The organism is Fibrobacter sp. UBA3718 (assembly GCF_002371935.1).
In the GTDB taxonomy this organism is placed as follows: Bacteria; Fibrobacterota; Fibrobacteria; order Fibrobacterales; family Fibrobacteraceae; genus Fibrobacter.
In genome coordinates this window covers 228,761-241,505 of record NZ_DFHR01000022.1, presented here as the reverse complement: position 1 = coordinate 241,505, position 12,745 = coordinate 228,761, and the positions used below count along the sequence as shown (strand labels likewise).

14 protein-coding genes are annotated in these 12,745 nt (G+C 44.7%); all 14 read left to right on the top strand.

The window, feature by feature from the left end:
- Positions 1-346 precede the first annotated feature (346 nt).
- Entirely contained in the window at positions 347-787 is a 441-nt protein-coding gene (locus B4A77_RS09280) for a metal-dependent transcriptional regulator (RefSeq protein WP_072799375.1), read from the top strand.
- A 1-nt stretch (position 788) separates the two neighbouring features.
- Positions 789-1,073, top strand: coding sequence for a FeoA family protein (locus tag B4A77_RS09275; protein ID WP_290733699.1), 285 nt, complete (start codon positions 789-791; stop codon positions 1,071-1,073).
- Complete coding sequence (gene feoB / locus B4A77_RS09270) at positions 1,073-4,006, top strand: ferrous iron transport protein B (protein WP_290740136.1); 2,934 nt, start codon at positions 1,073-1,075, stop codon at positions 4,004-4,006. The genes B4A77_RS09275 and feoB overlap by 1 nt, the downstream gene beginning before the upstream one ends.
- A gap of 154 nt (positions 4,007-4,160) precedes the next feature.
- Positions 4,161-5,519 carry a hypothetical protein gene (locus tag B4A77_RS09265; RefSeq protein ID WP_290740134.1) on the top strand — a complete coding sequence of 453 codons (1,359 nt, stop codon included), beginning with the start codon at positions 4,161-4,163 and terminating at the stop codon, positions 5,517-5,519.
- 118 nt (positions 5,520-5,637) lie between these two features.
- Entirely contained in the window at positions 5,638-6,141 is a 504-nt protein-coding gene (locus tag B4A77_RS09260) for a DUF3990 domain-containing protein (RefSeq protein WP_097034733.1), read from the top strand.
- Position 6,142: 1 nt separating this feature from the next.
- Positions 6,143-6,382 carry a hypothetical protein gene (locus B4A77_RS09255; protein WP_290740132.1) on the top strand — a complete coding sequence of 80 codons (240 nt, stop codon included), beginning with the start codon at positions 6,143-6,145 and terminating at the stop codon, positions 6,380-6,382.
- Positions 6,379-6,582, top strand: coding sequence for a DUF3791 domain-containing protein (locus B4A77_RS09250; protein WP_097034735.1), 204 nt, complete (start codon positions 6,379-6,381; stop codon positions 6,580-6,582). Before B4A77_RS09255 ends, B4A77_RS09250 begins: the two co-directional genes overlap by 4 nt.
- 334 nt (positions 6,583-6,916) lie before the next feature.
- Positions 6,917-7,108 (top strand): hypothetical protein, encoded by a 192-nt coding sequence (locus tag B4A77_RS09245; protein WP_290740129.1) that lies wholly within the window; start codon positions 6,917-6,919, stop codon positions 7,106-7,108.
- A 333-nt stretch (positions 7,109-7,441) separates the two neighbouring features.
- Complete coding sequence (locus B4A77_RS09240; protein ID WP_290740127.1) at positions 7,442-7,780, top strand: hypothetical protein; 339 nt, start codon at positions 7,442-7,444, stop codon at positions 7,778-7,780.
- Positions 7,781-7,815: 35 nt separating this feature from the next.
- The gene (locus tag B4A77_RS09235; protein ID WP_290740125.1) at positions 7,816-10,098 is read left to right on the top strand and encodes a BspA family leucine-rich repeat surface protein; all 2,283 of its coding nucleotides are present in this window, start codon (positions 7,816-7,818) and stop codon (positions 10,096-10,098) included.
- 45 nt (positions 10,099-10,143) lie between these two features.
- Positions 10,144-10,503: a hypothetical protein gene (locus B4A77_RS09230; RefSeq protein WP_290740123.1), complete on the top strand. Its 360-nt coding sequence runs from the start codon at positions 10,144-10,146 to the stop codon at positions 10,501-10,503.
- A complete protein-coding gene (locus B4A77_RS09225; protein ID WP_290740121.1) occupies positions 10,500-10,778 on the top strand; it encodes a hypothetical protein in 279 nt (92 codons plus the stop codon). The genes B4A77_RS09230 and B4A77_RS09225 overlap by 4 nt, the downstream gene beginning before the upstream one ends.
- Before the next feature lie 30 nt (positions 10,779-10,808).
- The gene (locus B4A77_RS09220; protein WP_290740119.1) at positions 10,809-11,411 is read left to right on the top strand and encodes a hypothetical protein; all 603 of its coding nucleotides are present in this window, start codon (positions 10,809-10,811) and stop codon (positions 11,409-11,411) included.
- 32 nt (positions 11,412-11,443) lie between these two features.
- Positions 11,444-12,679: a BspA family leucine-rich repeat surface protein gene (locus tag B4A77_RS09215; protein WP_290740116.1), complete on the top strand. Its 1,236-nt coding sequence runs from the start codon at positions 11,444-11,446 to the stop codon at positions 12,677-12,679.
- Positions 12,680-12,745 lie beyond the last annotated feature (66 nt).

The following is a 12,745-nucleotide window of genomic DNA, read 5'->3' as shown; positions in this document are numbered from 1 at the left end:
ATTTTAAAGGTGGTAAAACACCACCATTCTAAAAAAACGCCCCTGCTCAGAGCTACTTGAGCGGGGGCGCAATCGTTCCCAAAGAGACACAAGGAGGGAATTGGATTTTTGCTTCAACCAGACAAGCCCGGGTCTAAGAGCTATGGCAACAATCAGAATTAGACTTGTCTAACTAAAAGTTAGATAAATCTAACTGCAAAAACAAGGGCAAAAAAGCCAAAATAATGTAAATTTTCTGTTTCAAAGTTAGATGTGTCTAAAAAAGTATGGCTATTGTAATATTTTTAGCCTTGCCTAATTAGTTTTATTAAACTATATTAGCCGCGTCTAAATAAGGCTAGTTGATATGGACCATACAAAACTGACTCAAAGCTTAGAAGACTATCTGGAAATGGTGCACATGCTGCGCCTGGCGAACGGGCTTGCCCGCGTCAAGGATATTGCCGCGGCTCTCGGCGTGAAAATGCCGTCGGTTGCAAAGGCCATGGTGGAACTCAAGAAGATGGGCCTTGTGAGGCAGGAACCCTACAGCGGCGTGGAACTCACCGAAGAGGGCGAACGCGTTGCCGCCATGATTTTGAACCGTCATATTCTTCTGAAGGGTTTCCTGATTAAGCTGGGCGTTTCCGAAGCGATTGCCGACAAGGATGCCTGCAGCATGGAACATATCCTTTCGGCGGAGACTCTCGGTAAGATTGAGGATTTTGTGAAGCCGACGGACGCGATTTCGTCGGCTAAAAAATTAAAACCCGCCGCGAAAAACGGCAAAAAAGCAGGTGAAAAGTAACATGAGCTGTAATTGTGGTTGCGGCGGAAAGTCGCAAACGAAAAAGTGGAGTACCGAGCCCAAGTTCTCGGAACTCAAGAAGGGCGACAAGGTAGAAATCGTCGGTTATAACGAAGGCGATTCCCGTTACAAGTCGAAGCTTCTGTCCATGGGCCTTGTGCGTGGCGTTCAAATGGAAGTCTTGCAGGTGGCCCCTCTCGGCGATCCGATTGAAGTAAGCGTACTGTCTTACAGGCTCTCGCTCCGTAAAGAAGAAGCCAATGTTCTCAAGTTGAGGAGGGTATAATGGCTGCCAGAAAACTTTTGACGATTGCAATTGCCGGTAACCCGAACTGCGGTAAGACGGCTCTCTTTAACGCCCTTACGGGTGCGCGCCAGCATGTGGGTAACTGGCCTGGCGTGACGGTCGAAAAGAAGGAAGGTTACTTTGAACTGGGCGACCGCCAGATTCGCCTGGTGGACCTTCCGGGTACTTACGCTTTGTTCGCAAATGCCGAAGACGAACGCGCTGCTGTCGATTACTTGCTCAGCCGCGAAGCGAGCCTGATTATCAACATTGTCGATGCGACGAACCTGGAACGCAACCTGTTCCTTACGAGCCAGCTTGCCGACATGAAGATTCCGATGGTGATTGCCGTCAACATGATGGACATTGCCGAGAATCGCGGAATCCAGCTGGACCTCGACGAACTTTCTGATTTCTACGGCGTGCCGTGCATTCCGCTTTCTGCCGTGAGCGAAAAGAGCGTCACCAATTTCATTAGCCAGATGGGCCACGTGCTTGCGAGCCCGATGCCGCTCCCGAAACAGATGGTTTACGGCGACAAGGTCGAAGAGGCCGTGAAGGTTTTGGAACCGAAGGTGGCACCGGTCGCAAAGCTTTTGGATGCGGATGCTCGCTGGGTTTCGCTCATGTACTTGGGCAACCAGAAGTGCTATGCAGACAAATTCGCTGAAGCGGGCGTAAAGCTCGACAAGGCCGAAGTCGTGAAGATTCTGGGCGAAGAGCCGGAATTTGCGATGGCTGAAAACCGCTACTCCATTTCGCACGAGGTGGCGGGGAAGGCGACTGTTTCTGTCCGCTCGAAAAAGACATTCTCCGACAAACTGGATGCCGTTCTTTTGAACCGCTGGGCTGCACTCCCGATTTTCTTGGTCATCATGTATCTGGTGTTCTGGATTGCGGTGACGATCGGTTCTGCGTTCATTGATTTCTTTGACGTGCTGTTCGGTGCGATTTTCGTGGATGGCCTCGGCTACCTGCTGGGCGATGTACTCGGCTGCCCCTCCTTTGTCACGGCAGTTCTCGCCGACGGTATCGGTGCCGGTATCCAGACGGTTTCGACCTTCATCCCGGTCATCTTCTTCATGTTCCTGTGCCTTTCGTTCTTGGAAGACTCGGGTTACATGGCCCGCGCGGCTTTCGTTGCAGACCGTTTCATGAGATTCCTCGGGCTCCCGGGTCGTGCCTTCGTGCCGATGATGGTGGGCTTCGGTTGCGGCGTGCCGGCCATTATGGGCACCCGCGTGCTGGAATCCAAGCGTGAACGCTTCCTCACCATCTTCTTGGTGCCGTTCATGAGCTGCGGCGCACGCCTCCCGGTGTATGCACTGTTTGCGGCGGCATTCTTCGGCAAGATGGCGGGCACGGTGGTGTTCCTGCTTTACCTCGCCGGTGTGCTGTTCGCCATCGCTTACGGTTTGTTCCTGAAGAGGTCGCTTTTCCAGGGCCAGGCCAGCAACTTTGTGATGGAACTTCCGCCGTATCACTTGCCCAAGTTCAAGTCCTTGATGATTCACTGCTGGCAGCGCCTGCGCGACTACATCTGGCGCGCCGGTAAGGTGATTACGCTTGCCGTTGCTGTGCTCGGGTTCCTCAACAGTTTTGGTATTGTGGAGAAGATGTATGTCGATGTTGACGGCAAGACGACCGAAATTGTCCAGGCCGAAGACGGCTACCAGATGGTCAAGGAAAATGAAGAAGGCGAGACTGAAAACGTCGCTCTCCCCGAAGGTTTCGTTGTTGACGAATCCAAGGTGGTGAAGTCAAACGAGTTCACTGCCGGTAACGGCGACTCCGAAAACAGCTTGCTTTCTATAATCGGTAAGGCCATTACGCCGGTATTCGAACCCTTCGGTGTCGAAAAAGAAAACTGGCCCGCATCCGTGTCGCTGTTCACGGGCCTGTTGGCCAAGGAAGCTGTTATCGGTACCATGAACTCCCTCTATTCCATGGTGGGGGAGAACAATTCGGAATCCGGAATTCAGAATTCGGAAACGAATGAAGATGGCAAGGCTGCGGAACCGGAACAAGTGGCGGTTGCTGACTCTGCCGCTACGGATAGCGTGAAGGCCGATTCGACTGTTGCTGCCGCTGATTCTGCTGCAACTGACACGAACAAGATCACTGAGCCTGCCGAAGAGGCTAAAACTGCCGCCGCTGAATCCGCAGAAGTTGTTGCCGAAGCCGCTCCTGCAGAAGAAAAGCCGCTTATCGCAGGCATCGACGAATGCCCCGCCGAAGAAGAGGAAGAAGGCGGCGCTCCCGATATCAAGGGCGCTGTGCTCGAAGCCCTCGGCTCGATTCCTGCTAACCTCGCCGAAGTCTTCGGTTCGCTTACCGACCCGCTGGGAACCTCCGGCGAATTGGAAGGCCAGGAAGCCGCCGAACTCAAGAAGGAAACTCTTGACAAGATTACCGACGCCAAGGTGCTGACCTGCGAAGAATATGCAGCCATCGAAACCTTCGGCGAAGAAGAAGAGGACGAAAAGACTCGCGAAGCCGTGTTTGCTAAGCTCGCTGCCGCAGGTCTCGAACTCTCCGAAGACGAAATGGGCGCTCTCGAAGAAGGCGACCTTTCTGAAACCGCCGACATCTACGCCAACCTCCGCTCTTACTTCCACAATCCGGACAAGAACGGTAACCCGGTGGATGGCTTTAGCTGGCAGGTGTTTGCGTTCCTCATCTTCATCTTGCTTTACGTGCCGTGCCTTGCCGCCATGGGCGTGGTTACCCGTGAAATCGGCCTCGGTCTCGCCGTCCTCATGGCGACCGTGCAGACGCTCATTGCCTGGGCGATTGCCGTGCTCCTCTACCAGGTTCCTGTTGGCGGAAACATGACATGGATTGTCGCCGCCATCGTGGTGCTCGTGGGTACTGGAATCTTCCTCAAGCTCTTCGGTATGAAGGCTAACAAGGAAAAACGCTTCGAAGACTAAATTTCGATAGATCCCCGCCTGCGCGGGGATGACGATGAGTGAATTGGGCTGGTGGGCCCAAAACCTGCCAGCCCTTCATTAAGAAGTTTAAGTTAGACAAGTCTAATAAATAAAGTTTATAACAAAAAACAATCTCATAGGAGAATACCTTACAATGAAATCTCGTTCTAATCTCTTGTTCGGCCTTGCAGCCGCCTCCGTGTTTGCGATGCCTGCATTCGCTCAGGAAGCCGCCCCTGCTGCCGAAGCCCCTGCTACAGCCCCCGCTGCTGAAGCTCCTGCCCAAGCTGCCCCGGCCCCTGCACAGGAAGCCCCTGCCGCAGCACCTGCAGAACAGGCAAAGGCCGAAGAACCGGCTCCCGCTGAAGAAAAGGCTCCTGCCGAAAACACGAATCCTGCCGAAGTGGCCAATGCCGCAGGTAACGCTCTCGACATGCTCAAGGCGAGCATGAGCGAAGAAACTTCTGCCGCCAACATGGAAGTCAAGTTCTCCGGCGAAGTCGAATTCGATGCCTACACGGGCGACGTTTTGAACGATGACGACCTGAACCATTCTTACGCATCTACGTTCGACCTGAATGTGGAAGTGAAGTTCAACGAAAAGTGGTCTGCGTTCGTGGGCCTCGAAGCCGATGGCGAAACGGATAGCCCTGCCGCTGTCTATAACGGCGCCTACGTTCAGTACCAGCCGGCCGATTTCTTCGCCGTCAAGCTGGGTGACCTGACCTTCTCGGAAGGCGCGTTCAATGCCTACTACGGCTACGATGATCCGGCCGACAATGCTGCGGGCATGAAGGAACACGATATTCGCGGTCTTGAAATTGACTTGGCGGGCCTTGTGCTTGGATTCGGTTTCGGTCGTGGCGATAACGACTTTGCCGATGACGATGGCGCGAAGGTCTACGACATTCACGCAGCTTACGAATTCGACTATGCCGGTCAGCACCTGCGTCCGTTCGTTGACTACAAGAGCTTCCAGACGGTTCAGCACAACGAATTCCATGCCGGTGTTGAGGCTGGTCTGAATATCGGTGGCTTTGGCTTTAGGGCCGTGTACGGTTTCCATGCCGATTACCTGGGTGACGACGGCGACGTGGTTGATGGTCAGGACTGGACTTCTACCGCTCACGCCTTCTTGGTCGAGCCGACTTTTGAAGTGGGCATGTTCGATATCAAGACGACCGCCTTCTATGCCATCGTCGATAGGGGCGATGCCGCCGAAGATGCGAGCGACCTTGATAACGGCGAAATTCCGGAATACTTCTTCGTGTATGCCGAACCCGCCTTCAAGCTTGCAGAATTCATCAAGCTCGGCATTCCTGTAGAATACCACACCAATACCATGGATGATGACGATGATTCCGCCGCTACATTCGATGTCGGTGCCCGCGCCTACATTACGCCGGTGGAAAACCTCGAAATCATGGCCTTCGGCATGGTGGACATTCCCGTGCAGGATAACGAGGACGATACTGCGCTGCGCTTCGGTCTCGAAACCGTATTCAGTTTCTAATATCCACATAAAATACGCATAAAAAGGGGCTGCGGCTGTTTGCCGCGGTCCTTTTTCTTTATGCTATGCCACAAATAGCGCTATTGACATTTTAATTACAAATATATAGATTAGCGCTATGCCATCGAATGAAACTGTTCTTTATCACGGAAGCAATGTCGAAGTCAAAACTCCCGAACTTCGCCAGTCAACGCATGCACTTGATTTTGGTGCAGGTTTTTACACGACCTTGAATATAGAACAGGCAAGAAATTTTGCTTCGAAGGTGGCTGAGCGGGAACATTCATCCAACGCAGTCGTTTCCGTTTATAACATCGATCTAGATGCTCTAAAAGCGACTAAGCGGGGGCTCTGGTTCGATAGCCCGACCGAGGAATGGCTTGATTTTGTCAGCGATAATCGTTCCGGGAAAATACAGGATTCGCCGTACGATTTTATTTATGGACCCGTTGCAAATGATACCATTTTCAAGACATTTATCGCCTACCAGAACGGCATTCTCAGTAAGCAGGATACTATTGAGCGTTTGCGCGTGAAAAAATTGTACAATCAGCTGGTGTTTAAAACCATGGCGGCCATTGAATATCTATCTTTTGATCGTTCCTTTCAGGTAAAGGTTTGATATGCCCGACGAAGAATTCAAGGCGACTTTGCAGATGCTTGTGCCGATGGTTGTTGAGACCATCTGCAAGCAATATGGCATGGATGAATTTTCCGCCCTGCATTCGTTGTATGTGTCGCGGCTCTATAGCGACTTGGAACGCGAACGGACGAAACTTTGGCACCTGAGCCCGCTAGCCTTGGCGGAGCTTTGGCATCAGGAAATCACGACCGGCAAAATTGTTTACCCGGAGGAAGCATGAGTGTTGAAATGGAATTCGGCATTTGCTGCCTTGAGGAGTATAAGTTCCGGCATAAAATAACTGGTCGCGATGCGATTGAACTTTTCAAGAAGTTCGGTGTGATGGATTATCTGGTACGCCATTACGACGCCCTGCATACGACTGGTTTTGGCTATTGCGTTCAGGATATCGATAAGTTCATCGCGAACCGCTCTGCTTAAAATTCGGCACACTGTTACCAATTCTTGCGAAAAATAGCGGATTTGGTAAAACCTAGAAAGATCGAATTGTTCTCTATTTGATCTGATTTTTCTTTTCATATATTGAGTCTGAATAAAGCACAGAAATGAAGCGATAGCTTGAACTTTCCGCAGAAATTAGATGCAAATCCTAACACATTTATGCTTTGCCCCTTTTGAAGGATTCCGCGGGTATATGGTGTTTTTGACGTGGAAAAGGCAATCTGTGTAAAAAAACGAGCGAAATGAGTCGATATTCGCCATATTGTAAAAAAAAATGTATATTGAAATTGATGATTTAAGATAAGGAGAGTGTATGATTTGGTGCAAAGTGGTTTTAAACTGTCCAGGAGGTATAGTGGAAAATCTTTACGAGAAACTTCCCGGTAGTACAAGTTCGCATAATGTTGCAAAGAAAATGATTGAAGCGAAATATCCTGGATGTAAAGTTCATTCGTTTGTTGGCTTTGCAACCGGAGAAAATCCACCAAATTTTTGGCTTAAGTAAGTTAGAGTGCTTTTTCCCTTGTTGTGCATATAGCCCGTGTGTAATAAAGGGTGAATTAATCAGGGCGGTGAGGAAATAATCATGATTTCATTGGCCATACAGAAAGGAAATTTTGTTTATGTATATAATGAAAAAAAATGTCAAACGGCATGTTTAACGGGGGAACTTTTGGGTTTTACCTCCATCACTGTTACGGTAAGAAAGGGAAATTTTGCTTACACATTTGATGAAAAGGGTAATCAGAAGGCTTGCAAAAGTCTTTAATAGATCAGTCCTGTCCTTGGTTAACTTGGACGGGACAAACGCAGTTGTGTTGCGTAGAAAGAGGAAAACATGATAGAGTGCGGAATGCTAATTGTTAGTATTATTGCGGTGGCAGTTGCTGTGTTTGCTATTTCTATGGCGTTTCGAGTGGCTCAAATGACTACAAAGATTCATTTGTTGGTAGACTGCTATAAAGAATGCATGGAAATAGGTCGGCTGCCCAAAGCAGATTCCTCATTTACGTACAGGCTGAATTCGTTTCTTGATACAATAGAATTTTTAAATGATGATTTTAAGAACTTTTCTCGACAGTATCGCGTTTCTGGACAAACTCAATTATCATTGAATAATCTTGACCAGTTGTTTTTAAAATATTTAACAAAATATAAGAAATATATCAAGATTTAGTATTCGAAATTCACTCATCAAAAAGGAATGATATAATGTCATTTTTGGGCAATCTCTTCAAAAAGCAACCAAAAGACAAGACTGAACTTGGAAAATTGATTAAGGAAACGATTGAAAAGAAATCGACAGGGTGTGACCTGAACTTCATTGATGTTTCCCGGATTACTGATATGAGTCACCTGTTTGAAGAATGTGATTTCAATGGCGACATCAGCAAGTGGGATGTGTCGAACGTAACGACTATGGAAAGCATGTTCCGCAAGTCTAAATTTAATGGTGATATTAGTAATTGGAATGTTTCGAAAGTTTCCAATATGGAAAAATGCTTTTCTGGATCTGCTTTTAATGGTGATGTCAGCAAATGGAATGTGTCCAATGTAATCAATATGCGCAGCATGTTTTATGATACGTCGTTTAATGGAGACATCTCTAAATGGGATGTTGGTAATGTGACCAATATGCGGACGCTTTTTTACGCATCAAAATTTAATGGAGATATTTCCAATTGGAACGTTTCTAAAGTTGAAAATATGGAGGCCATGTTTGCGAACTCGCAGTTTAATGGTGATATCAGTAATTGGAATGTGTCTAAGGTGACGAATATGGGGCACATGTTTGAAAATTCGAAATTCAATGGTGATATCAGTAATTGGGATGTGTCTAAGGTGACGGATATGGGGCACATGTTTGAAAACTCGAAATTCAAAGGCGATGTCGGTAAGTGGGATGTTTCTAGTGTAACAAATATGGAGCAGATGTTTTATTGCAATCTTTACAAATGTGACCTTTCAAATTGGAATGTGTCTAAGGTCACAAAAATGAAGGATATGTTTGGGGATGTTTTTGGTTGTAATGATTGCAACATCGGTGATTTCTCAGGGTGGAATATTCAGAGTGCTGCCGACATAAACAGTCTGTTACAAATGAGTGGCTACTCGAAAGAAGAAATGACCGGAATAAAAACGAGGATGTTTCGTAATAGAAATAATGTTAGCCCAAAGGATCTTGATGAACTGAAAAAAATACTGAAAGATGCGGAACTTTTTGGAATAAATGATTTGAATTTTCTCGATGTTTCGAAAATTACGGATATGAGTTACCTCTTTCAAGAAAGTGATTTTAATGGTGATATCAGTCAATGGGATGTGTCGAATGTGACGGATATGAGTTGTATGTTTCAAAAGTCAAAATTTAGCGGTGATATATCTAACTGGAATGTTGCTAATGTGACAAATATGGGCCAAATGTTTGAAGAATCGAATTTTAGTGGCGATATAAGTAAGTGGAATGTTTCCAATGTGAGTAATATGGAAGGGTGTTTTGCGCTGTCGATATTTAATGGCGATATTAGCAAATGGGACGTTTCAAATGTAGTCAAAATGAATAACATGTTTTGCGGTTCTAAATTCAATGGTGATATAAGCAATTGGAATGTTTCCAATGTGAAGAATATGAAGAAGATGTTTGTTAAGACAATATTCAACGGGGATATTTCCAAGTGGGATGTGTCCAACGTCACCGATATGGAAAGTATGTTTGAGAAGTCGAATTTCAATGGAGATATCAGCAAGTGGAATGTGTCCAAGGTCGAGAATATGACCGCCATGTTTAAGGACTCTAAGTTCTATAGGAATATTTCTGGATGGACTCTTGCACCGAAATCTAGCGGAATGTTTACTAATTCTAGATTCAGCGATGAAGAAATTAATGCAATGCTGTGCAAGCCGTTTACGGATCCACGTGATGAACAAACTTATAAAGTATGTCGAATTGGTAATCAAATTTGGATGGCGGAAAACTTACGGTATCGTCCGCCTAAAGGAGGATCTAGCGCGTATGGCAAGGATGCCTCCAATGTTGCTAGATATGGGCGGTTATATCGATATGATGCTGCGGAAGACGCTTGTCCTTTTGGTTGGCATTTGCCGTCTAAGAATGAATTAGAGGAACTTACAAAGTATGTTGGTCAGAATTATGATATAGCTGATGCTCTTCGAGAAAAAGGATGGGATGATGGGATGGATGTGTTTGGTTTTTCTGCTGTTCCTTCGGGCTATATGGGATTCGGCAAAACGCATTATGATGGTTTCGATGAAGCTTGGGCTGATGGAGGCTTTCATGCAATCGGAGAAAAAGCTGTCTATTGGACGATTGTAAATGAAAGCCTTAAAATTCTGCCTGTGACTATTGATGGGAGTTCAGTTTCTTTTGTGAGTGCTGGTGATGACTTTGTGCATGTGGGAGGTGAAATGATGCGCGGAGAAGATGGTTATCAGCGGAGATGTTGGCTCTGCTCTATCCGTTGCATCAAGGATTGACATTGGATCTTTGATTGTAGACAATATTGTAGCAACGAGTAAAAAATGACAGAGCAAGAAATAGAAACTAGACTAATGAAGTTGTATAATGATATGCTTGCAATGCGCTATGCGTTCGGCAATATAGAGGAAATGGCTGATTGTGATGAACCTCCTAAACGAGGGAGTAATTATACGATAGATTTTATCAAAAAAGGGCGTCCCTATCATTGTTCCGTCAAATCTAACGATTGGTGCGAAATTTACCCAGAAGATTTGATGCCGGCATTAGAATGCTTTAAACAATGCTGCCAAGACAAACTGAAGTATGAATATGCAAAATATCAACAGATTGTAAAAGGGATAGAAATTTTGGATAAATTATTACATTCCGTTGGAGACTTTTTTGATAAGGAATTCTTATGAACATCTCTTACGGCAAAATTGCTTCAAATCTTGCGCTCGGAATAAAGGTGACACAAGAACCAGGGAATAAAATAGATTTTTCAAAAGATGGCCTTCCTCCCGTCTGTTGCAACATACCTCTGAATAATAAGAGCGAAATCCTGTTAGAAGCTTTGACCGGTTATTTAGATTGTTTTAAAGATGATTTTAAAAAGTTTTTGCAAAATGAAATTCTAACTAGTAAGCAGAAACAATCTTTTAATAGAATTCTAGATCCACAAAAGATTTTTGATTAATTTTATCTAACGAAATAAAGGGTTGTGCTTATGGAAAGATGGTCGCAAAATGTTGACATTGAATGCTCTAAATGCAGCAAGACTATTTCTGTTAATGAAGATTTCTATGAAATAGCGGGGGATCTTCGACTAAATTTTGTAAAGATAGGTGTATTGTGCCCTTCCGAAAATGCTTGCCCCCATTGTGGAAATAGGATGATTCTTGATTCGACATTTTGGCAACGTGAGTATCCACATTTACTTACAAATGGCAAGAATGGCTTCCGTTCATTCACATTAGGGCTTCGTGACCAAAGTGAAGGATGTTCTGCAAAAAAATTAATTGGATTGTTTGAAACGGTAAAACATCCACATGAAGATGATGAAATACATTTGGATTTTGTAAATGCAATCGAATTGACGAATCTCCTTTATAGGGAAATAAGAAATGAAGCATTGCTTTCAATTAAGAATTTGATGGAAGAAAAATTCGCAACCTACGAGAATATGCCCAATAATACTGACAAAGAAAAATTCCTTCGTGACAGCTATGAAACTGATTCTATTGAAGGCATAATTCCAAAGTTAAAAATTTTTGCTGATGGTATCCAGATTAAAGCCCCATTGATGGCTGATGGCTCGGAATTTATTTAGAACCCTGTTCGAAAAATAATATGACTTGTTATGTGTCAATTCGTACAAAAGTTGTGGCGAAGGACAATGCACACCTTAAGCAACTGATTGACGATGCAATTGAGAAGTATGGCCCCAAATGTGACCTGAATTTTATTGATGTATCCAATATTACGGATATGAATGAATTATTTCTAGAGTCTGTTTTTAATGGTGATATTAGTCAATGGGATGTGTCGAATGTAAAGTATATGTCCGGCATGTTTTCTGGTTCTAAATTCAATGGCGATATTAGCCAATGGAATGTGTCGAATGTGATATCTATGGAAGGAATGTTCTGCAATTCTTTGTTCAATGGTGATATCAGCTGTTGGGATGTGTCAAATGTGACTTTTATGGGAGGAATGTTTGATGGTGCGATATTTAATGGTGATATTAGCCAATGGAATGTGGTGAATGTGGATGATATGGAGGGGATGTTTCGCGCATCTTTGTTTAATGGAGATATCAGTCATTGGAATGTTTTAAATGTAACCAACATGTATGGAATGTTTTCCGGTTCGCAATTTAATGGTGACATTGGTAGTTGGAATGTTTCAAATGTGACGTTAATGTCGTTCATGTTTTTCAATTCTAAATTTGATGGGGACATCAGTTGTTGGAATGTTTCCAAAGTATATAGTATGGATGGTATGTTTCTCCATTCACAATTCAATGGAGATATAGGCAAATGGAATGTGAGTGACGAATGTAGCATAGATCAAATTTTTGCATATTCTCGATATGAGAGGTCGGGAAAAGCTAAATTATGGTTGGATAAAATTCATCTTGAAAGAATAAAAAAATCAGAGGGCTCCGCAGGATTGTTTGTTGCCAAGAATGGGCGTCACTTGAAAGAATTGATAGATGCCATTGTATCGCAAAGAGGAGAAAAATGCAATCTCAATTGCGTTGATATTTCCCGTGTAACAAATATGAATGGCTTATTTGCTTATTCACATTTTAATGGCGATATAAGTAAATGGGATGTTTCACATGTGACTGATATGGGAGGGATGTTTGCCAATTCAGATTTTCAAGGTGACATTAGTAATTGGGATGTTTCGAACGTAAGAAATATGTATCGTATGTTTGTTCATTCCAAATTCAATGGGGACATTAGCAGATGGAATGTCGCTATTGACGTAGAAATGGAGGACATGTTCAAAAAATCATTGCTGGAAGAATATGGAAAAATTCCAAGGTGGTATAACGGAAGCCGCTCTAACCGTTCTTATCCCTGGTTTTGACAACATCAGTTTAGATTGAAAAGAAGTTGTTTTTCATTAAAAATATTCAATGCATACCTATGCTAA